We start from the raw sequence: 19,295 nt of genomic DNA on the forward strand, positions 1-19,295 counted from the left end.
TAGCGGCGAGGGTGCCCGCGGACCGGTGTGTCCACCGGTCCGCGGGGTCAGTCAGACACCGGCCGATTCGCGGCCCTTGCCTCTGACGATGACTCTGCCGCGCAGGTGGCCGCGTTCGCTGAGGGCGAGGGCGTCGGGTAGCGCGTCGAAGTCGTATGAAGCGGCGATCGAGACGCGGAGTTCGCCGCGTGCGGCGGAGTCGAACACTTCGCGAACGGCTGCGGTGATGGTCAGCTGGGTGGGGTCGCCACCGGCGACGATCGCTCCTTGCGCTGCGGCCGCGAAGTCCACGATGGTGACGATTCGGCGCGCCGGAAGCAGGTCGGTGACGCGGCCGATGAATCCGTGGCCGGTGGTGTCGTATCCGGCGTGAATGCCCGCCGGCGCGAGGCGGCGCAGGTCGTCGACCAGGGCGGGGCCATAGCCGATCGGCGTCGCGCCGAGGCCTCGAACGTAGTCGTGGTTGTCGGCACTGGCTGTGCCGATCACGGCGTGTCCGTCGCGGACCAGGAGCTGAGTGATCATGCTCCCGACCGAGCCGGCGGCGCCGTTTACGACGACCGTCGAGGCCGGCTCAGGGTGCAGCAGGGCGTAGATCCGCGTGGCGGTCTCGGCCGCTGTCGGTAATGCCGCAGCCTGCTCCGTGGACAGTCCTGCGGGTACCGGCAGCAGCCGAGCGGCTCTCGTGACGGCGGTCTCAGCGAATGCGCCGCTGTCGATGAAGCCCGCGATACGGTCGCCCACGGCAAAGCCGGTGACGTCGGCCCCGACACTGAGCACGGTGCCGGCCCCTTCGGAGCCGATCACAGCGGGCAGTGGCAGTGGGATCATCTCGTCCAGCCATCCGTTGCGGATCTTCCAGTCGAGCGGGTTGATCGCGATCGCGTCCAGACGGATGGCGATCTCCTCGGGGCCGGGCGGGCGTTGGTCGAGGGTTGCGTGCTGGAGTCCGTCCGGGCCGTAATGGGACACGAGGTAGGCGTTCACGCTGATGGTTCCTTTCAGGTGGGGTGAGGGTCAGGCCGCGAGCAGCGGATAGTCGGTGTATCCGTGCTCTGCGCCGCCGTAGAGCGTGGCGCGGTCAGGCTCGTTCATCGCCGCCCCGGTGCGGATGCGGGCGAGAAGGTCGGGGTTTGCGAGGGCGAGCGAGCCGACGCTGATCACATCGGCCAGTCCGTCGTTCACGTCTTCCTCGCGCCGGTCGATATTTGCGCCGGCACGGTTGAGCACGAGACCGGTGGGCCAGCTCGCCCGGATGCCGCGCAGCAGCGCATCGTCGCCCAGGTGCACAACATGCAGGTACGCCAGGCCGAGCGGAGCCAGGCCGGCGATCAGCGCGGCGTAGATCTCTGCGAGATCAGCCTCCTCGATGTCGCCTAGCGGGCTGCCGGGGCTGATCCGGTAGCCGACGCGGTCGGCACCTATCTCCTCAGCGACCGCGGCGGCCACCTCGAGCGGGAAGCGGACCCGGCCGGCCAGGTCTCCGCCGTACCGGTCGGTGCGGCGGTTGGCGTTGCTGCTCGTGAACTGCTGGAGGAGGTAGCCGTTCGCACCGTGCAACTCCACGCCGTCCGCGCCTGCATCGACGGCGCGCCGCGCCGCGCGGCGGAAGTCGGAGACGGTCTGCGCGATGTCGAACTCGGTCATCTCACGCGGCGTCGACATAGGCTGCGCGCCGGCCGCAGTGAAAATGTCCCCGCGCGCCGCGATGGCCGACGGCGCCAACGGAGCACGACCGTGCGGCGTGTTCGAGACGTGCGACACCCGGCCCACGTGCATCAACTGAATGACCAGGGTCGATCCCGCCTCGTGCACAGCATCCGCCACCCGCGACCACGTCTCAGCCTGCTCGGCGTTATGAATCCCCGGGGTGGCCAGGTAACCCTGACCGTCCTCGGACGGTTGCGTGCCCTCGGTGATCAGCATCGCCAGCGAGGCTCGCTGCGAGTAGTAAGTGCGCGTCAGGTCAGTCACCAGCCCCGTGCTCGTGGCGCGACTGCGCGTCATCGGAGCCATCACCACCCGGTGCGGCAGCGCGATCCGGCCCAGGATGACGGGCGACCACAGCGCCCCGGTCTGCATAGCGTCAGTGGTGGACATTATCCGCAACTCCTTCGAATTTGAACTACTTATCACGACAGAACGCAGGCGGCCTGGCAGATATTTCCAATTCGAAGCAGATTCGACATAGAATTTTCTCATGGCGCAGCAACCGGTCCCACAGACCTTGCCGAGCGAGTTCGGTGTGTACTTTGCCCTCCTTGAGGTGGGCGCCCTGGTCCAACAGGGTGTACAGGGCCAGCTCCGCACCGATGGCGGGCTGAGCTTCGTGCAGTTTCAGATCCTCGCCGTCTTGGCGGAACGCCCGGAAACGCCGCTGAGCATGACCGATATCGCGGACAGGATCGTGCACAGTAGGAGCGGACTGACCTACCAGATCAACAACCTCGCAGCCGCCGGATTGGTCGCCCGTGTACCGTCGCCCAACGACGAACGTGGCGTCAATGTCAGCCTCAGTCCCGCGGGCGCCGCCCTCCTCGCACGCGTATTGCCAGGCCATGTCCGCGTCGTGCACGACGTACTCATCGCCGCACTCGACGACCAAGACAGAGACGAACTGACGCGCCTACTCACAAACGTCGCGGCCGACATCCGATCACAACCCTCCCGGTCCACTCGCCGCTAACCTCGGCGCGATGAAACTCCTCGACGACGCGATAGTCCGCACGCCAAAGCACCGACATCCGAGCACCGGCGATCGGTCCGCGAGCCTGCCCGGCTGATCTGCGGCGGTCCTGTTCTCGACGTGCCGCACCCGACACCGAGGCGCGCGGAGGCTTTCGCTATGGTCGACGGATGCTCCCACCGAATACTCCGCGCCTGCGCTTTCGCCAGATGGCTCCCGCCGATCTGTCTGCGATGGCGAGCCTTCTCGGGGATGCCGACGTCATGCAGTTCTATCCCGCCCCGAAGACGCGTGAGCAGGCGGTGTCGTGGATCGACTGGAACTTGAAGAACTATGTGCGGTACGGACACGGGCTTTGGATCATCGAAACCCTTTCGGGGGAGTTCGTCGGGGATTGTGGGCTCACCTGGCAGGACGTCAACGGAGTCATGCGCCTTGAGATCGGGTACCACGTCCTGCCCCGCTGGCAAGGGCTGGGGCTCGCGACAGAAGCGGCCGCCGCGTGCCGCGACTTCGCGAGAGACCGACTCGGAGCCGAGGAAGTCATCGCGATAGTCCACCCCGACAATCGCGCGTCGACTCGGGTGGCGGAGAAAATCGGGATGCGCCGGGAAGATGAGGATCGCGGCAACGACGGAACTGTGCGCTGGGTCCTGAGCATGCCCTTGTCGCTCGCCTGAGGACCGCTCATCCGTCCGTGCCGACGGCGAGCTCGAGCAGGGGTGACCGACTAGCTACCCTCATCTGATGCGTGATCCTCACGAAGGGCTGACCACCGACGGCTGTATCCGTACGGGGGCGTCGCGCGATCGGGTCCCGCCGGCCTTCGAGCAGGTCGTCCTCGACGCGACGTCCGCGTTCGACGATCTCCGGCGGCGGGAGGCGATCGACACGGACGCTGCGCTGCTGCTGTACGGCTCAGTGGCCACCGGAATGGCGGAGCCGGGCCGGTCGGACGTCGATCTCGTCGCGATCGGTGTCGAGAAGGAGCACGCCGCGGCGCTCGCTCAGGAACTTTCCGACGCGCACCGGTCGCTCTGCCGCGAGGTCGCAATTACTGTGGCCGGGCGACACGATCACGAGGGGCCCGGCGACGAGGCCTACGGCAATCGGGTGTTCCTACGGCATTACTGCGTTCCGCTTCTGGGCCACTCGCCCGTCGGCGACGACCGATTCCCGGGAGACGCACGCGCGGCACGCGGGTTCAATGGCGACATCCGTCGCGCGCTGGACCGGTGGCGGCAAGCGGGCACCACGGATGCCGCGGCTCTCGGTAGGCTCGTCGGCCGCAAGACGCTGCTCGCGACCGCTGGACTCGTCAGTGTGACCGAGGGCATGTGGTCGACCGACCGGGCCACAGCGGCAGCTCGCTGGCGCAGACATCGCCCCGACCTCGCGGGAGGACTCGATCAACTGCTGGCGTGGTGCGACGGCGCTCCCGCGTCAGCCAAGGATCTACGAGACGCGGTGGGCGACGACGGCGTCGTTTCCCGCATCGCCGAGGACTTCGCGAATCGCATCGGACTGTGGGACACGTGATCAGCCGGCCCCGGCCAGTTCGTTTCTGACGAGCGTCCGTGAGGGGATAAAGCTCGGTCTCAATGTCTCGGATTAGGCTCCTTGGGCATCGATCCTCCTCAGCGAAAGCTAGCAGCGCGGTGGAAGGCGCGCGCCACACGGTGTAGTTGAGGACCGTTCTCCGCGCCGGGGGAGTGAATGGCATGTTCACCTCATCCACGCTGGCGCTTCTGCATCGATATATTCCGTTGCATGGGATCGGATGTGACGCTGTACATCGGGCCGGAGACGGCCTACCGGAAGTTCCGCTTCACAGACGCGAACGAGTGGGAGTCGATTCGTTCCCAGGTCGCCGCAGCGATGGACGCGGGCAAGGGGCTGATCAAGATCCCTTGGAAGGGTGACACCGTCGTCTTCGTCTATAGCCCGTATCTGATGGTGTCGTGGGTGGAGAAGCGTCCCGAATGACGGCACGACGCCGCGTTCTCACCCAGCCGAATATCTGCGCGCTCGACGACCGGCACGCGAGCCATGGTTCACGACAGTTCGCCACTGTCGCTTCATGCGGCAGCGCCTCTAGATCGCCTCGATGTGAGCTGATCCCGCAGACTGCACCGCCGCGCACGTTGGCGGTGCAGTACCGTCAACACGATCGCTATGGAAGGGAGCTGGCGTGGACGTTGTCGACGGCCCTCGCTTGGAGTACCGCGAGCAGCGCCCCACCCTCGGCATCCGAAAGCGCACTCCGTTCCGCGGGATGCTCGCCGAACGCGACCGGCTCCTCGCGGAGCTCATCGAGTGGATGCACGTCCACGCCGTCCAGCCGGACGGCTCGTTCTACCTGCGATTGCACACTGTCGACATGGCCGGTGACATGGACATCGAGGTCGGCGCGTTCGCGACCAGGCCGGTGACGACAAGGTCCGCACGGGCACCATGCCCAGCGGTGACTACGTCGTCCTGCGATACGTCAATCACTCGATGCGGGCTCACCGGCTGCTGTTCGAGTGGGCCGATGAGCGACAGATTCCGTTCGACGTCGAAGAAGCTGGCGCCGGCACCGGCTGGGCTGGGCGATTCGAGATCTACATCACCGATCCGCGCACCGAGCCACGCAAGACCCGCTGGGAGACGGAACTCGCCCTCCTCACTCGCTGATCCTCCCGATAACGCTCGGGAGGCCACCCGTCCGCGTGGTCGCTGCCTAGCCGCCACAGTGTGAGGTGACGTACCGTGGGCGGGCACCGGATGCCTGGTGGATGGCGGGTGCGAGTTCTAGCATGTCGCTCGTTGATGCCGTCATTTCAACGGGGGGGTGGGGATGGACGTCACGGTGGATCGCGACGGCGAGAAGACCGATGAGCAGGCGGTCGAGGAATTCGCGGGGTGGGTGTTCGACAGGTTCCTCGGCGGGATGGAAACGCTATCCATCCACATCGGTTCCAGCCTTGGGCTCTACGCCGCGCTCCGGGATGCGCCGGCCACGGCGGCTGAGCTCGCCGCGCGGACCGGCATCGATCGACGGTACGCGCGCGAATGGCTTGAGCAGCAGGCGACTGCGGGCATCCTCGACAGCGACGGCGAGCCCGACGAGCTCAGGTTCCGTCTGCCAGCCGCGCAGGCGGCGGTACTCACCGACGGCGCATGTCTCGGTTACTCCGCGCCGCTGGCGGACATGTTCGCAGCGGTCGCGCTGCGCATGCCCGACCTCATGGACGCCTACCGATCGGGTCGAGGCGTACCTTGGGCGGCGTTCGGTGCTGCCGTGCGCGATGGTCAGGGCGATATCAACCGGCCCTGGTTCGAGAATGTGCTTGCGAAAGCGCTCGCATCTGTCCCGCGGGTGCACGAGGTGCTGTTGCGGCCTGATGCCGGGATCGCCGATGTCGCGTGTGGTCACGGGTGGTCGACGATCGGTCTTGCCCGGGCTTACCCGGATGCGATCGTCGACGGGTTCGACATCGATGCGCCCGCCATCGAGGCGGCACACGAGCATGCCGCAGGACTCGAGAACGTGACATTCTCCGAACTCCGGGGAGAGCAGCTCGCCGATGGGGGAGAAGACCGCTACGACGCCGCATTCGTCTTCGAAGCACTGCACGACATGCCGGACCCGGTCGCCGTACTCTCCGCGATCAGTCGCGCGGTCCGATCGGATGGTGTCGTCGTCGTGATGGACGAAGCTGTCGCCGAGGCGTTCTCGCCCCCGGGCGACGACGTCGAGCGGGTGATGTACGGGTACAGTCTCCTGATCTGCCTCCCTGACTCGATGTCAACACCGGGCTCGGTCGCGACCGGCACGGTCATGCGACATGCGACCCTCGAACGCTACGCTCACGAAGCAGGCTTCTCAGCCGTCAGCGTCTTGCCGATCGACGGGTTCGCCGCCTTCCGGTTCTACCTCCTGGATCGGTGAGGCGCGTTCTCCAGCTGCTGCCGCACACCAGTGACAGACGGTCCCAGCCCCTCCCACGGTTAGCCGGGGGAGCCACCTGCGTAGCGATGCACTCCGCTCGACGACCGCTATTGCGCGACAAGCCACGGCATCGCCGCGATGACCGCCGACTACTTTCTGCAGCGAGGCGTGGGGGAGCGCTACGGGATGCTCGGCGAGTTCATAGGTTCACGGTGAACCCGAGGTCGACGTCGCTAGCGGCGTGCCCGCCGCCGACGCCCCAGTTTTCTAGAGCGATCTCGTGAAGGATCGCGGGGGAGGGGCTGACGCTCGGCAGGTACCGCAGCTCGCGTCGGCGCGGAATGTGGCGGCTGTCTCTTCACGTCAGCCTGCGGAGCTCGCCTGGAGCTTCCCGACCACTGAAGGCGACCCGATCGTTTCTTTCGCGTTCGCGGGGAGTGGCGCCGAGGTCGCCGTCTACACGACGAGTGCGTTCGATTCTTACGGGGCGATCCTCAGTGGACGGAAACCATGTGCGACCCGGCTGCGGCCCTGAGCGCCACCGGCTGCCCGCCTTCCTAGCGGCGCGCCCGCATCAGCACCTTCGCCCGCCAGCCGACCCGTCTGCCCGGGGAGGGTGATTGCAGACTTCGCAAACGGTTAACACAACTACGAACTGACATAATGTGCATTATCGGCGCCCGCGGAAGGCCAGCCCGTTGCGCCGCTTCCGGCCGGGCACTAGATATGGGCCATGACAGAAATGCCCGCCGGAAAGCTGCCGCTGCCGGAGATCACCGAGCGAGACGAGTGGCAGAGCCGGCTCGACGAGCTGCTTGTAAAAGAAAAGGCGCACACGCGCGCCGCTGACGCTCTCGCTGCAGAACGTCGTCGGCTGCCGATGGTCGCGGTCGACGCCACGACGCCGGTGATCGGCGCCGACGGGCCAGTGCCGCTCGTCGACGTCTTCGAGGGGCGCTCACAACTGATCGCATACTTCCACATGTGGCACGACGGCAAGCCGGCGGCCGAGCAGTGCGTCGGGTGCACGTTCTCGACCAGCCACATGAACCAGTTGTCGTATCTGAACTCGCGCGACATCACGTACGCGACGTTCTGCGAAGGCCCCTACGAGGCCAGCTCGCGTTACCGCGACTTCATGGGCTGGACGATGCCGTGGTACGCCGTGCCCGCCGGATCGACCGACCGGCTGGTCGCGGGCCGGGATTTCGGGATGCTGGTCTGCTACCTCCGCGACGGCGACCACGTCTACGAGACCTACTGGACGACGGGTCGCGGCAACGAGCGCATGGCGCCGTCCTACGCGCTGATGGATCTCACCGTGTACGGCAGGCAGGAGTTCTGGGAGGACTCCCCCGCCGGTTGGCCGAAGCAGTTCGACACGCGCGGGCAGCAGATGAGCCTCAAGGGCCGACCGACCGCGCAGTGGCCCCGCATCCGCGCCGGCCATGTCGACGATCTCGGCGACGCGGCCGGCCCACCGGCCGAGGACACCACCCCGCAGCTTCATCAGCACTGACGCTCGAGAGATCCTCGAAATGGCGGACCCGGTGATCGTGGGTCAGACCACCCAGGCGCCGTCGCGCATGAGCACGCGCCCGGCCAGCTCGTTCGACTCGCGCCACGCCTGGATGCGCGTCGGTCGCAGCACGAGGAACACGTACCCTGCGAGCCCTCGCGGGTCCCAGTCGGCCTGCGCCGCGTACGCGGCGCCGAGCGAGTCGTCGTCGTCCACCCCAAGCGAGCGCTCCAGCACCGCGTCGATCATCGCGACATCACGCGTCGGCCCGAGGCCGAGTCTGGCCACGCCGGACGCCCCGATATTGCGTGCTGTCACCGATCCGCCCTCGACGGCGATGACCGCTCGGTCCTGGAACCACGCCAGCGACAGGGGTACGAGATGCGGCGCGGCTTCGGGTGACGCGGTCGCCACCCAGACGTCGGCGGCCGGCGCGGTGAGCGCGGCGAGCAGATCGGCCTTGCGGGTCGCGCGGTCGCGGGGTTGCGGCATCCGTGACTCCCTTCGTGCAGCGCGTGTCAGTCTGCCAGACGGCGACGCACGATTCGCCCCCGAGAGAACGATTTCCTAGGCTCGGATCATGCTGGAGTCGCTCACCGGGTTCGTCGTGGTGGGCGTGGCGATCCTGCTGGGTTGGATCCTGGGCCGCATCGACCTCCTGGGCGAGCATGCCCGCCCGGTGCTCGCCCGGCTGACGTTCTTCGTGCTGTCGCCGTTCCTCCTGTTCGTCGTGCTGGCGCAGGCCGACGTGCACACTCTGTTCTCGGCCCTCCTGCCCGTGTCGGCGATCGCCGCCGTTGCGGTGATCCTGACGTACGCCCTCATCGCGCGTGTGGCGTGGCGGCGTTCGGTCGGCGAGACCGTGATCGGCGCGCTGAGCGCCGGCCAGGTCAACTCCAACAACATCGGCATCCCGCTGTCGCTCTACCTGCTCGGCAGCGCCGCGTACCCCGCACCGGTGATCCTGATGCAGCTCCTGGTGTTCACGCCGATCACGATGGCGATCCTGGATGCCGTCACCACCGCCCGCGCGTCGCTGTGGCGCGCGATCGTGCGCGTGGCCACGAACCCGATCGTGCTCGGTTCGCTGCTCGGCACCCTCGTCTCGGTGTCGGGCATCGAGCTGCCTCCGATCGTGATGGAACCCGCCGTGCTGATCGCGAACGCGTGCGTGCCGATCCTGCTGATCGCCTACGGCATCTCGCTGCACGGCCAGCGCGTGCTGGCGCCCTCCGGCCGCCGGCGCGACATCGTGCTCGCCACCGGCCTGAAGCTCGTCGCGATGCCGGTGATCGCGTGGGCGCTGGCGGAGTTCGTCTTCGGGCTCGCCGCACACGATGTGCTGGTGGTCACCGTGCTCGCCGCCCTTCCGACCGCGCAGAACGTCTTCAACTATTCGCAGCGCTACGACGTGGGTGAGACGATCTCGCGCGACACCGTCTTCCTGACGACGATCGGATGCGTCCCGGTGCTGATCCTCGCCACGCTGCTGCTCGGGTAGCCCGGCGCCTCAGCCCGTGCGGCGTCGGTCCGTCAGCTCCTCAGGGGCGCACGATCTCATGCATGCTGCCGATGACGAGCCGCGCCCGGCCGTCCTGCCGCAGCACCGTGAAGAGCGTGTGCGTGCACGTGCGGCACCGCACGATGGCCGCTGCCTCATCGATCTCGACGACGGCCGCGGCGACCGGCGCTCCTTCGTGGCACCCGCCGCACACCGCGATCAAGGCCGTGACGTCCGCCTCGAAGACGTCCCACAGCAGACCTGCGGCGGCGTTGCCGTCGACCGTGCTGGTTGCGATCTCTGGCCGCATCATGCACCTCCGAAGCGTTCGGTCCTGATCCGGGCGGACGGATGTCCCACCTGGACGAGTGCATCGGCGACGTGTTCGACGAAGCCCGTCGGGCCGCAGACGTAGACGATCGGCTGCCGATCCGGATCCCACGTGGCTCCCCGCAGCACCTCGCCATCGACACGCCCCACGCGTCCCTGCCAGCCGGTTGGTGCCGCACGCGTGTAGCGCCAGGTGAGCCCCACTCCCCCGTTGCTGGCCACTCGCGCCAGCTCATCGCGATATATCGCGTCTTCCGCCGTGCGGACCGAATATAGGAGCCGGACGGATGCCGCGGCTCCGGCATCCGTCGCCGCCCTCACCATCGCCATCAGCGGCACGATGCCCGATCCGCCCGCGATGAGCTGCACGGGGTCCGCTCCCCCGGGCCGCCACACGAAGTAGCCGCCCAGCGGACCCTTGACTTCGAGCTCGTCGCCGGGCAGGACATCGCGCACGAGGTAGGGCGAGACCTCTCCCTCGGGGATCTCATCGACGGCGAGCTCGATGGTCTCGCCCGGCCCGTACGACCCGATGGAGTATGACCGCACCGCCTGATAGCCGTCCTCGGCCGTGAGGCGGATGTCGACGTGCTGGCCGGCATCGTTCCCCGGCCATCCGGGTACCCGAAGCTTCAGCAGGCGCGCCGACGGCGTCGCTTCGACGGCGTCGACCACGCGTGCCGGCTGCCAGCCTCCGACGGTCACCAATACCGTTCCTCGGTCCAGGGATCGCCGTGCATGTTGTAGCCGTTCTGCTCCCAGAACCCGGGCTCGTCGTCGTCCATCAGCGTGAGACCGCGCACCCACTTCGCGCTCTTCCAGAAGTAGAGGTGCGGCACGAGGAGTCGAGCCGGCCCGCCATGCTCGGGGTCGAGCGGCTCGCCGTCGAACTCGAAAGCGACCCACGCCTGTCCGTCGCGCAGCTCGTCCAGCGGGATGTTCGTCGTGTAGCCGCCGTAGGAATGAGCCATGGCGTACGACGCGTCGGAGTCGACGCTCTCGAGCAGCGTGTCCAGTGACACGCCTCGCCACGAGGTGCCGAGCTTCGACCAGCGCGTCACGCAGTGGATGTCGGTATCGACATCCTCGATGGGCAGCGCCCGGAACTCGTCCCACGTCCAGGAGACCTCGGCGCCTCCCCCGGTGCGGATACCGAACCGCCACTGATCCAGGTCGATGCGCGGCGTCGGCCCCGCCGACAGCACCGGGAAGTCCTCGGTCAGGTACTGGCCGGGCGGCAGCCGCGGATCGCTCTCGCGACGGCGTGCTCCGAACCCCCTCGAGACGACGGCCATGGAACTCCTCCTCCTGTGCGCCGCGCCGCGGCACACACTCACGGTCACGCACGCTCACGCTAGCGCGCCTGGGCCCGTCGGGGCGACGGGCATCCGGCAACACACGTTCACGGTCGCACGGAAGTTCGACAGCGGGTCTAAGCTTTTGCCCGCACCACGTACAGGGAACTCTCAGAAAGGCCCCCCATGTCTACTGCATCCGAAGCCGAGAAGTCGGCCGTCAACGGGATCCGGACGGCGCTCGGCGTCGGCGGCGTCCTTGCCCTCATCGTCGGTATCCTGATCCTGGTCTGGCCGGGAAAGACCGCCGCCGTCGTCACCGTCATCATCGCGATCTACGCCATCGCCGCCGGGCTGGTTTACGCCGGTCTGGGGATCTTCTCCAAGACCAAGGGCGGCTGGGCCCGCGTCGGGCACATCGCCCTCGGCATCCTGTTCATCATCGCCGGCGTCGTGGCGCTGTTCAACATCGGTCAGACGACCGCCTGGCTGGCGCTGTTCCTCGGCATCCTCATCGGCATCATGTGGATCGTCGAGGGCATCGTCGCACTGTCGACCCTCGGTGACGCCGCGTCGAAGGGCTGGTCGATCTTCTTCGCCATCCTGAGCATCGTCGCGGGCATCATCGTGCTGTTCTCCCCGATCTGGGGCGTCATCGTGCTGTGGTGGATCCTGGGCATCTCGCTCATCGTCCTCGGCATCATCAACATCGTGCGCGCCTTCACCTTCAAGGGCGACATCTGATCCCAGCCGGATCAGAACGACGGCCCCGGGAGCGATCGCTCCCGGGGCCGTCGTCGTTGCGCGTCCGCGTCAGTCCACGGGCAGGTAGCGGCGCCACCAGTCCAGCACCGCATCGAACCGCTCGACGCGGTGACGCGGTTGGCCCGATCGCGTCAGCTCGTGGTTCTCACCGGGGAACACCAGCAGTTCCGCGTCGGTGCCCTGGCGCTTGAGCGCCGAGTAGTAGCGCGTCGCCTGCTCGAGCGGGCAGCGGAAGTCGAGCTCCGAGTGCATGACCAGGGTCGGCGTGGTCACTTGGCCGACGACGGCCATCGGGCTCTGCCGCGCGATGTCGTCGGCCGAGACGCCGACGTACTCGTCCCCGAAGAACGAGCCGATGTCGCTCGTTCCCTGGAAGGAGACCGGTTCGAGGAAGCCGCGCTCCACGATCGCGCCGGCGAATCGGTGGTCGTGCGCGATGACCCAGGCCGTGAGGTAGCCGCCGTACGAGCCGCCCATGACGCCGACCCGCTCGCCGTCGAGACGCGCGTCGGCGGCGATGGCGCCGTCGAGGAAGTCGATGACGTCGGCGAAGTCGACGGTCCCCATCTGCTGACGGATGCTGCGCCCGTGCGCGCGTCCGTAGCCTGCCGAGCCGCGCGGATTGGAGTAGACCACCGCATACCCGGCATCGACGAGCACCTGCGTCTCATCGAAGAGGTGCACGCCGTAGGACGCGAACGGGCCGCCGTGGATCTGCAGGATGACCGGGAACGGCCCGTCCCCCTCGGGAGCGGCGACCCACCCGTGCACCGGGTAGCCGTCGCGGCCTGTCACGGTCAGCTCGCGAGGCAGGGCGATGCCCGCTGCTGCGGCCGGCGCCCCGAACGAGGTCAGGGTGCGGGAGCCGCCGTCCTCGACGAGCACGAGCTCGCCGTACGAGTCGGGGCGGGCCACGGCGGCGACGATGTGATCGCCCCCGGCGGCGTGCCCGATGACTTCGACGTCGCCGCCGAAGACCTCGGAGAGGGCGCCGTCGCGACTCACGCGGATGAGCCGCACGCGGCCGCGCGTGCGGTCCTGCACGAGGAAGTCGTCACCGACGGGGGTGATGTGACTGCCGACCTCGCCGAGGTCGATGGTGTCGGCATCCGTGATGCGTGCCGGGGTGCCCTCGTCGAGCAGCCACAGACCGACGCCCGGCGCGACGAAGTCGACGCCCTCGCCGACCTCGCCGGCCAACAGGGCGATGGTGCCGTCACCCGCGACGTCCAGCCCCGACAGCGAGAGGCCGGCGTCGACCGACAGCACCTCGCGCTCGCCCGACCCGTCGACCGAGATCGCGACGAGGCGGTTGCGCAGGTCGCGGCGGTCGGCCTCGATGTCGTCCGGCACGGTCAGCACCTCGCGACCGTCGGCGGTGAACGCCAGACCGCCGTGCGACGTCGTGCCTTCCGTCAGCGCACGCGCCTCAGCGGCCACCAGGGTCTTCTTCGGCGGCGTGGCCTCGTCCGCGCGCACGGCAGCGGCGGGCTCGTAGAACGGCTCGGAGTCGGGCTCGGGCGCGGCGATCACGAAGACGTGTGCGGGGCGGTCGCCGATGTAGCCCAGGCCGTTCGCGTGCCAGCGCACGCCGGTGATGTGCCGCGGCGCCTCCGCCCCGGCATCCAGCCCCTCCACACTCCCGTAGCGGCCCTTCTCAGGAACCCGAGCGAGATAGGCGATGGTCGCACCGTCGGGCGACCACGCGAAATCCTCGACGCCGAGCGTCGCCTCGGTCGCCTGCACCGGCTCGCCGCCGGCTGCCGTGACGACGTGCACCTGCGGCTTGCCCTTGGCGTCGGCGCGCACGAAGGCGATGCGCGAGTCGTCGGGCGAGAGCTTCGGGGATCCGTCGGCGACTCCGCGGGTGAGGCGGCGCGGAGCCCCGTCGGGAAGGTCGACGCGCCAGAGCTGACCGACGGCCCGGTTGGCGGCGATATCGGGACGCGACGACGCGAAGACGGCGAAGGAGCCGTCAGCGGAGATCGCGGGGCGTCCGACGGAGACGAGGGTCTCGATGTCCTGTGCCCGCATCGATCACTCCGCCCCGAACGAGCTGACGTCGCCGACCAGACGGGTGTTTTCGGCGGGCACCGGCTCGAGCGCGGCGAGGGCGACCTCGGCGGCGAACTCGGAGACGTTGTACAGCTTGCCGGCGTCCTCGCGACGGGCGGCGATGGCCCCCGGGTTCGCACGCTCGAGCAGGGTGGCGGTGATGGTGCCCTCGATCATGTCGCCCGAGACGACCACGAACTCGACGCCGCGTTCCGTCAGCGCGGGGATCCGCTCGCGCAGCGCGTCCTCGCCGGCGCGCTTGGAGAGGGCGACCGGCTCGTACTCGGGCATGGTCGGCGTCGTGCGGATGAAGTGCGCCTGGTGGCTCGTGACGAAGACGACCCGAGAGCCGTCTCCCAGCAGCGGCAGGGCGCTCTCGAGCACGCTCACCTGGGCGTCGCGGTTGAGCAGGAGGGCATAGTCCTCCGCCATGCCGGACTCCATACCGCCCGACGCATTGAGCACGAGGATGTCGAGCGCGCCGAAGGTGCGCGCGACCTCATCGAACATCGCCTGGACGGACGCCGGATCCGTGAGATCCGCACCGACGACGAGCACCTGCACACCGAGCTCACGCAGCTCCGTCGCGAGCTTCTCGGCCCGCGGGGCCTTGTTGCGGTAGTTGATGACGACGTTCGCGCCGGCCTGTGCGAGGTAGCGCGCCGTGTCGGCGCCGATGCCGCGCGACGAGCCTGTCACGAGTGCTGTCTTGCCGCTCAGGGAACTCTCGGGAAGCGGGTTGGATGTCTCAGTCACGTGTAGACCCTACCTGCTAGGTTCGAGCGTAGGAGGCGCATCGTGGAGCTCATCGAGACCGTCGAACAGTGGGCGTGGATCGGCTGGCTGGTGCTCATCCTGGTGTTCCTCGTCATCGAGATGCTGACTCTCGATTTCACCTTCCTGATGCTTGGCATCGGAGGTCTCGCGGGCTTGCTCGCCGACCTGCTGGGCGCCCCGATCTGGCTCCAGGTGATCATCGCCGCGGGCGTTGCCGCGATCCTCGTGCTGGTACTGCGACCGCCCTTGCTGCGGCGGCTGCGGCGCGGGGAAGACCCGACGCCGTCCAACGTCGACGCGCTCATCGGCCTGCGCGGCACCGTCGTCTCGTCCGTCGGAACCCACGGCGGTCAGGTCAAGCTCGCCAACGGCGACATCTGGACCGCGCGTGCAGAAGCGGATCATCTGGCCGAGGCTGGCGACCTGGAACCCGGCATGCCGGTGCGCGTGAGCCGCATCGACGGCGCGACCGCGGTGGTGCGCTCCGACTCCCCCACTCCCCCGACCCCCGCAGTTTAGGACCCGCTCCCGCATGAATGATTTCGCATCCACCATCCCCGCGGTGATCGGCTGGATCCTCGCGATCGCGGTCTTCATCTTCGTGCTGGTGGTCATCTTCCGATCCGTCCGCATCATCCCGCAGGCGAGCGCCGGCGTCGTCGAGCGTCTGGGCCGGTACCACAAGACGCTCATGCCGGGACTGAACCTGCTGGTGCCCTTCATCGACCGTCTGCGTCCCCTCATCGACATGCGCGAGCAGGTCGTCTCCTTCCCGCCGCAGCCGGTGATCACCGAGGACAACCTGGTGGTGTCGATCGACACCGTCGTGTACTTCCAGGTCACGGATGCACGTGCGGCGACCTACGAGATCGCGAACTACCTGGGCGCCGTCGAGCAGCTCACGACCACCACGCTGCGCAACGTCGTCGGCGGCCTCAACCTCGAAGAGGCGCTCACCAGCCGTGACAACATCAACGGCCAGCTGCGCGTCGTGCTCGACGAAGCCACCGGCAAGTGGGGCATCCGCGTCTCGCGCGTCGAGCTGAAGGCCATCGACCCGCCGCACTCGATCCAGGACTCGATGGAGAAGCAGATGCGCGCCGAGCGCGAGCGTCGCGCGACGATCCTGACCGCCGAGGGCTCGAAGCAGTCCCAGATCCTCGAGGCCGAGGGCCGCCGGCAGGCCGAGATCCTCAAGGCCGAGGGCGACAAGCAGGCTGCGGTGCTGCGCGCGCAGGGCGAGGCCGAGGCGATCCAGACCGTCTTCGACGCGATCCACTCGGGCAACCCCGACGACAAGCTGCTGGCCTACCAGTACCTGCAGACGCTCCCGAAGATCGCCGACAGCGCGTCGAGCAAGCTCTGGATCATCCCGAGCGAGTTCACCGAGGCGCTCAAGGGTCTGACGGGCTCGTTCGCCGGTGTCATGACGGATGCCGCGGCCAAGGGTCGCGCGGAGAGCACGGGCACCCCCTCGGGCGGTCCCGCGCCGGCCGGCCCGCCGCCGGCCGTCACCCCGCCCACGCCGTGACGCACCCGTGGTTCGCAGGCGTCGCGACGCCTCGCGTGCTCGCGCACCGTGGACTCGTGACCCCGGAGGCCGCCGCCACGGGCGTCGTTGAGAACTCGTTCGCCGCCGTGGCCGCGGCGCACTCCGCCGGGGCGCACTACGTCGAGTCCGACTGCCACCTGACCGCCGACGGCGTGGTGGTGCTCTTCCACGACGACGATCTCTCGCGCGTGACCGGCGATCCCCGCAAGATCGCGAACGTCCCCGTGCGCGAGCTGGCGGAGCTCATGACCGGACGCGGCGGGCTCATCACCCTCGCACAGGCGCTGGACGCGTTTCCGGCGACGAGATTCAACCTCGACGTGAAGGCGACGGATGCGGCATCCGCCCTCGGCGCGACCATCGCGCCGTTCGGAGATCGGGTGCTGCTCACCAGCTTCTCCGACGCACGGCGGCGTGCTGCGCTCGAGGCGGCCCAGGCGGCGGGTCGCGGCATCCGTCCGGCGACGTCAGCAGGGCGCGGCACCATCGGGCGCGTGCTCACCGCCGTGGCGGCACGGTCGGATCGGCTGCTGGCGCGTGCGCTGGCGGGAATCGACGCACTGCAGGTGCCCGAGCGTCAGGGCCGGCTGCGCATCGTCACCCCGCGGCTCGTCGCCGCCGCGCACCGGCACGATGTCGAGGTGCACGTGTGGACGGTGAACGAGCCGGACGACATGGTCCGTCTGGTCGCGATGGGAGTCGATGGGGTCGTGACCGACCGCGCCGATGCGGCTCTCGCTACGCTGACTTAGCACGCTCAAATGACCGTGCGCCAGCCCCGCTGTGCATCCACTGTGAAAGGTGGGTGAACGGGGCTCCTTCGGATGATCCGCACAGGTCACTTCGTTATACCTATACAGCGACGAGAGGACCACAAAATGGCAGACCGCAGTCTGCGCGGCATCCGACTCGGCGCCCAGAGCCTACAGAGCGAAGAGGGCGTCGTGTTCCATGAACGCGCACAGCACAGCTATACCTGCACCGTGTGTGGGCGTGACACGACTTTGACCTTCGCGGCCGACGCCGAGATCCCGCCTGCGTGGGAGTGCCGCACGTGCGGCGCCGAAGCGCTGCTGCGGGTGGGCGAGGGCACCGCGACCGTCGATCACTCGGGAGACAAGATCCCCCGCAGCCACTGGGACATGCTGCTGGAGCGCCGCACCCTTCCGGAGCTCGAAGAGCTCCTCGAGGAGCGCCTCGCCTTCATCCGCGCCCGCCGCGGAGCCGGCGAGAACGTCGCGGCCGACAAGCTCAGCGCCTGACCCGCATCCACGCGACGCCGGCCCTACGGGGCCGGCGTCTTCGTGTTGGCACGAGGGCGCGTACGGCCGAGCACTCCGAGACTGACCAGCGCGATCACGCCGCCCCACACGAGCAGCAGCTGGATCGCGCCGCCGAACGTCACCGCGGGGGTCAGACCGGTGCGCAACGGCACGTCCTCGAGCATGTGGCCTGCGGTGTCGGCGGGGATGCCGGCGATCATCGAGCCGTCCGGGGCGATGATCTGGCTGGTGCCGACGGTCGAGATGTTGACCACGGACCGGCCGGTCTCGACCGCGCGCATGCGCGCGAACGCGAGCTGCTGCAGATTCTCGTCGGTGCCGCGGAAGTCGGCGTTGTTGGTCTGGAACATGTAGATCTCGGCGCCGTCCTGCGCGCCGTCCCAGATAACGTCGTCGTAGATCACGTCGAAGCAGATGGCGAGGCCGACGCCGACGCCGTTCACATCGAAGAACGGCCGGGCCCCGCCGGGTGTGTACTCCCGCTGGACGAGGTCGATGAGGTCCGGCGCGAACAGGCGGTAGAGCCAGCGATCCGGCACGTACTCGCCGAAGGGCACCGGGTGCCGCTTGTCGTACACGTCGACCGGGTTGTCGGCGTCCTGCTCCCACAGCAGCGATGAGTTGAAGTACTCGTCGCCGCGCTGAGTGACCGCCGCGACGACGAGCGGCGCCTCCAGGCGATCCGTGAGCGCGTCGAGCGTGGCGGCGGTGCTCGCGTTCATGGTGGGATCCGAGTCGACGCCGCCCTCGGGCCACAGCAGGACGTCGAGGTCTTCGCCGAACAGCGGAGCCGTGGCCTGCAGCTCGGCGTTGAGCACGTCATTGCGGCCGCGCTCATCGAAGTAACCGGCGGGTCCGTTGCCCTGCACCGCGCCGACGCGCATGGTGCCGGCATCCGTGGTCGGGAATTGCGGGAGCGCGAACAACAGGATCGCCACTGCGGCGAACGGGATCGCCGTGCGGATGTCGCGATACCGGCGGAGCCGCACCCACTCGACGCCGTTCGCGCACAGCATGACGATGAGGAACGAGAGACCGGCGACGCCGACCCAGGATGCGACGCTCGCGAGCGGACTGTCGGCCTGCGAGATGCCGACACGTCCCCACGGAAAGCCGCCGTACGGCCAGGTGCCGAGCAGCTGCTCCCGGAGGACCCAGAGGGCCGCCACGATCGCCGGGAGGGCCACGAGGCGCGCCCAGGCGCCGGTCCGCACGCGCGGGAGCCATCGGTAGGCCAGTGCGATGGGAACCGCCGTCGCCGCGGTCAGCAGCGCCTCGAGCGTGGCGAGGGCGATCCACGGGACGGGACCGAGATAGCGCGCGGTGAACGACACGTTCACCAGGAAGAACGCCAGTCCGAAGACGAGGCCGACCAGCGCGGCCGTCCAGATGCGCCGGCCGATGAGGCTGATCAGCGTCAGCGGGATCGCGACGAACACCGTGGGCCACCAGCCCAGCGCCGGAAAGGCGGTGGTGAGGGCGAGTCCGCCGGCGGCAGCGGCGATGACCGCCGCCCACAGCGGCAGCAGCGGGCGCGGCAGCGGCGGACGGGACGGCGCGTCGGGTGGCACGGATTCCACCCTAGGCGAGCCGGGGAA

At 68.5% G+C, this 19,295-nt stretch carries 22 protein-coding genes; 13 read left to right on the plus strand and 9 right to left on the minus strand.

Features of this window, described 5'->3' with window-relative positions:
* Nucleotides 1-51 precede the first annotated feature (51 nt).
* Nucleotides 52-987 (minus strand): NADP-dependent oxidoreductase, encoded by a 936-nt coding sequence (locus ACI3KY_RS01300; protein WP_404928395.1) that lies wholly within the window; start codon nucleotides 985-987, stop codon nucleotides 52-54.
* Nucleotides 988-1,017: 30 nt separating this feature from the next.
* Nucleotides 1,018-2,100, minus strand: a complete 1,083-nt coding sequence (locus tag ACI3KY_RS01305; protein ID WP_404928396.1) for an alkene reductase — start codon at nucleotides 2,098-2,100, stop codon at nucleotides 1,018-1,020.
* 100 nt (nucleotides 2,101-2,200) lie between these two features.
* On the opposite strand from ACI3KY_RS01305, the gene ACI3KY_RS01310 reads away from it, so the two are divergent.
* From ACI3KY_RS01310 to ACI3KY_RS01340, 7 genes are all read left to right on the plus strand, one after another.
* The gene (locus tag ACI3KY_RS01310; protein ID WP_404928397.1) at nucleotides 2,201-2,686 is read left to right on the plus strand and encodes a MarR family winged helix-turn-helix transcriptional regulator; all 486 of its coding nucleotides are present in this window, start codon (nucleotides 2,201-2,203) and stop codon (nucleotides 2,684-2,686) included.
* Between the two features lie 170 nt (nucleotides 2,687-2,856).
* The gene (locus tag ACI3KY_RS01315) at nucleotides 2,857-3,366 is read left to right on the plus strand and encodes a GNAT family N-acetyltransferase (RefSeq protein ID WP_404928398.1); all 510 of its coding nucleotides are present in this window, start codon (nucleotides 2,857-2,859) and stop codon (nucleotides 3,364-3,366) included.
* Between the two features lie 67 nt (nucleotides 3,367-3,433).
* A complete protein-coding gene (locus tag ACI3KY_RS01320; RefSeq protein WP_404928399.1) occupies nucleotides 3,434-4,225 on the plus strand; it encodes a nucleotidyltransferase domain-containing protein in 792 nt (263 codons plus the stop codon).
* Nucleotides 4,226-4,456: 231 nt separating this feature from the next.
* Nucleotides 4,457-4,672, plus strand: coding sequence for a hypothetical protein (locus ACI3KY_RS01325; RefSeq protein ID WP_404928400.1), 216 nt, complete (start codon nucleotides 4,457-4,459; stop codon nucleotides 4,670-4,672).
* A gap of 468 nt (nucleotides 4,673-5,140) precedes the next feature.
* A complete protein-coding gene (locus ACI3KY_RS01330) occupies nucleotides 5,141-5,362 on the plus strand; it encodes a hypothetical protein (protein WP_404928401.1) in 222 nt (73 codons plus the stop codon).
* A 163-nt stretch (nucleotides 5,363-5,525) separates the two neighbouring features.
* Nucleotides 5,526-6,620, plus strand: a complete 1,095-nt coding sequence (locus ACI3KY_RS01335; protein WP_404928402.1) for a class I SAM-dependent methyltransferase — start codon at nucleotides 5,526-5,528, stop codon at nucleotides 6,618-6,620.
* 733 nt (nucleotides 6,621-7,353) lie between these two features.
* Nucleotides 7,354-8,139 carry a DUF899 family protein gene (locus ACI3KY_RS01340; protein WP_404928403.1) on the plus strand — a complete coding sequence of 262 codons (786 nt, stop codon included), beginning with the start codon at nucleotides 7,354-7,356 and terminating at the stop codon, nucleotides 8,137-8,139.
* A 42-nt stretch (nucleotides 8,140-8,181) separates the two neighbouring features.
* Here ACI3KY_RS01340 and ACI3KY_RS01345 read toward each other — a convergent pair whose 3' ends face one another.
* Nucleotides 8,182-8,631: a pyridoxamine 5'-phosphate oxidase family protein gene (locus ACI3KY_RS01345; RefSeq protein ID WP_404928404.1), complete on the minus strand. Its 450-nt coding sequence runs from the start codon at nucleotides 8,629-8,631 to the stop codon at nucleotides 8,182-8,184.
* Nucleotides 8,632-8,719: 88 nt separating this feature from the next.
* Here ACI3KY_RS01345 and ACI3KY_RS01350 point away from each other — a divergent pair, with 88 nt between their 5' ends.
* Nucleotides 8,720-9,640, plus strand: coding sequence for an AEC family transporter (locus ACI3KY_RS01350; RefSeq protein WP_404928405.1), 921 nt, complete (start codon nucleotides 8,720-8,722; stop codon nucleotides 9,638-9,640).
* Nucleotides 9,641-9,680: 40 nt separating this feature from the next.
* On the opposite strand, the gene ACI3KY_RS01355 is transcribed toward ACI3KY_RS01350, so the two are convergent.
* Genes ACI3KY_RS01355 through ACI3KY_RS01365 form a run of 3 tightly spaced genes read right to left on the minus strand, consistent with a single transcriptional unit; the run spans nucleotide 9,681 to nucleotide 11,265 of the window.
* A complete protein-coding gene (locus ACI3KY_RS01355) occupies nucleotides 9,681-9,953 on the minus strand; it encodes a DUF6510 family protein (protein WP_404928406.1) in 273 nt (90 codons plus the stop codon).
* Nucleotides 9,950-10,675, minus strand: coding sequence for a ferredoxin reductase (locus ACI3KY_RS01360; protein ID WP_404928407.1), 726 nt, complete (start codon nucleotides 10,673-10,675; stop codon nucleotides 9,950-9,952). The genes ACI3KY_RS01355 and ACI3KY_RS01360 overlap by 4 nt, the downstream gene beginning before the upstream one ends.
* On the minus strand, nucleotides 10,672-11,265 hold the full coding sequence (locus tag ACI3KY_RS01365; RefSeq protein ID WP_404928408.1) for a sulfite oxidase-like oxidoreductase: 594 nt from the start codon (nucleotides 11,263-11,265) through the stop codon (nucleotides 10,672-10,674). Before ACI3KY_RS01365 ends, ACI3KY_RS01360 begins: the two co-directional genes overlap by 4 nt.
* Nucleotides 11,266-11,451: 186 nt before the next feature.
* Between ACI3KY_RS01365 and ACI3KY_RS01370 the strand changes: the two genes are divergently transcribed.
* The gene (locus ACI3KY_RS01370; protein ID WP_404928409.1) at nucleotides 11,452-12,009 is read left to right on the plus strand and encodes an HdeD family acid-resistance protein; all 558 of its coding nucleotides are present in this window, start codon (nucleotides 11,452-11,454) and stop codon (nucleotides 12,007-12,009) included.
* A 69-nt stretch (nucleotides 12,010-12,078) separates the two neighbouring features.
* Here ACI3KY_RS01370 and ACI3KY_RS01375 read toward each other — a convergent pair whose 3' ends face one another.
* Both ACI3KY_RS01375 and ACI3KY_RS01380 read right to left on the minus strand, forming a co-directional pair.
* A complete protein-coding gene (locus ACI3KY_RS01375; protein WP_404928410.1) occupies nucleotides 12,079-14,064 on the minus strand; it encodes a S9 family peptidase in 1,986 nt (661 codons plus the stop codon).
* Between the two features lie 3 nt (nucleotides 14,065-14,067).
* On the minus strand, nucleotides 14,068-14,841 hold the full coding sequence (locus tag ACI3KY_RS01380; protein WP_404928411.1) for an SDR family oxidoreductase: 774 nt from the start codon (nucleotides 14,839-14,841) through the stop codon (nucleotides 14,068-14,070).
* A 42-nt stretch (nucleotides 14,842-14,883) separates the two neighbouring features.
* Here ACI3KY_RS01380 and ACI3KY_RS01385 point away from each other — a divergent pair, with 42 nt between their 5' ends.
* The 4 genes from ACI3KY_RS01385 (at nucleotide 14,884) to ACI3KY_RS01400 (ending at nucleotide 17,676) form a co-directional block, all read left to right on the plus strand.
* Nucleotides 14,884-15,381 carry an NfeD family protein gene (locus tag ACI3KY_RS01385; protein WP_404928412.1) on the plus strand — a complete coding sequence of 166 codons (498 nt, stop codon included), beginning with the start codon at nucleotides 14,884-14,886 and terminating at the stop codon, nucleotides 15,379-15,381.
* Between the two features lie 13 nt (nucleotides 15,382-15,394).
* Nucleotides 15,395-16,393, plus strand: a complete 999-nt coding sequence (locus ACI3KY_RS01390) for an SPFH domain-containing protein (protein ID WP_404928413.1) — start codon at nucleotides 15,395-15,397, stop codon at nucleotides 16,391-16,393.
* Nucleotides 16,390-17,166: a glycerophosphodiester phosphodiesterase family protein gene (locus ACI3KY_RS01395; protein ID WP_404928414.1), complete on the plus strand. Its 777-nt coding sequence runs from the start codon at nucleotides 16,390-16,392 to the stop codon at nucleotides 17,164-17,166. The genes ACI3KY_RS01390 and ACI3KY_RS01395 overlap by 4 nt, the downstream gene beginning before the upstream one ends.
* A gap of 126 nt (nucleotides 17,167-17,292) precedes the next feature.
* Entirely contained in the window at nucleotides 17,293-17,676 is a 384-nt protein-coding gene (locus tag ACI3KY_RS01400) for an RNA polymerase-binding protein RbpA (protein WP_404928415.1), read from the plus strand.
* Between the two features lie 23 nt (nucleotides 17,677-17,699).
* Here ACI3KY_RS01400 and lnt read toward each other — a convergent pair whose 3' ends face one another.
* On the minus strand, nucleotides 17,700-19,268 hold the full coding sequence (gene lnt, locus ACI3KY_RS01405) for an apolipoprotein N-acyltransferase (protein WP_404928416.1): 1,569 nt from the start codon (nucleotides 19,266-19,268) through the stop codon (nucleotides 17,700-17,702).
* Nucleotides 19,269-19,295 lie beyond the last annotated feature (27 nt).

Source organism: Microbacterium sp. ZW T2_14, from assembly GCF_044987405.1.
Lineage (GTDB): Bacteria > Actinomycetota > Actinomycetes > Actinomycetales > Microbacteriaceae > Microbacterium.

Excerpts from the sequence above, each read along its gene's own strand:
- ACI3KY_RS01350 (WP_404928405.1), top strand. The coding sequence starts at position 8,720 with ATGCTGGAGTCGCTCACCGGGTTCGTCGTGGTGGGCGTGGCGATCCTG.
- ACI3KY_RS01330 (WP_404928401.1), top strand. The coding sequence starts at position 5,141 with ATGCCCAGCGGTGACTACGTCGTCCTGCGATACGTCAATCACTCGATG.
- ACI3KY_RS01305 (WP_404928396.1), bottom strand. The coding sequence starts at position 2,100 with ATGTCCACCACTGACGCTATGCAGACCGGGGCGCTGTGGTCGCCCGTC.
- ACI3KY_RS01320 (WP_404928399.1), top strand. The coding sequence starts at position 3,434 with ATGCGTGATCCTCACGAAGGGCTGACCACCGACGGCTGTATCCGTACG.
- ACI3KY_RS01375 (WP_404928410.1), bottom strand. The coding sequence starts at position 14,064 with ATGCGGGCACAGGACATCGAGACCCTCGTCTCCGTCGGACGCCCCGCG.
- ACI3KY_RS01370 (WP_404928409.1), top strand. The coding sequence starts at position 11,452 with ATGTCTACTGCATCCGAAGCCGAGAAGTCGGCCGTCAACGGGATCCGG.
- ACI3KY_RS01355 (WP_404928406.1), bottom strand. The coding sequence starts at position 9,953 with ATGATGCGGCCAGAGATCGCAACCAGCACGGTCGACGGCAACGCCGCC.
- ACI3KY_RS01390 (WP_404928413.1), top strand. The coding sequence starts at position 15,395 with ATGAATGATTTCGCATCCACCATCCCCGCGGTGATCGGCTGGATCCTC.
- ACI3KY_RS01365 (WP_404928408.1), bottom strand. The coding sequence starts at position 11,265 with ATGGCCGTCGTCTCGAGGGGGTTCGGAGCACGCCGTCGCGAGAGCGAT.
- ACI3KY_RS01315 (WP_404928398.1), top strand. The coding sequence starts at position 2,857 with ATGCTCCCACCGAATACTCCGCGCCTGCGCTTTCGCCAGATGGCTCCC.
- ACI3KY_RS01335 (WP_404928402.1), top strand. The coding sequence starts at position 5,526 with ATGGACGTCACGGTGGATCGCGACGGCGAGAAGACCGATGAGCAGGCG.
- ACI3KY_RS01400 (WP_404928415.1), top strand. The coding sequence starts at position 17,293 with ATGGCAGACCGCAGTCTGCGCGGCATCCGACTCGGCGCCCAGAGCCTA.
- ACI3KY_RS01310 (WP_404928397.1), top strand. The coding sequence starts at position 2,201 with ATGGCGCAGCAACCGGTCCCACAGACCTTGCCGAGCGAGTTCGGTGTG.
- ACI3KY_RS01345 (WP_404928404.1), bottom strand. The coding sequence starts at position 8,631 with ATGCCGCAACCCCGCGACCGCGCGACCCGCAAGGCCGATCTGCTCGCC.
- ACI3KY_RS01340 (WP_404928403.1), top strand. The coding sequence starts at position 7,354 with ATGACAGAAATGCCCGCCGGAAAGCTGCCGCTGCCGGAGATCACCGAG.
- ACI3KY_RS01325 (WP_404928400.1), top strand. The coding sequence starts at position 4,457 with ATGGGATCGGATGTGACGCTGTACATCGGGCCGGAGACGGCCTACCGG.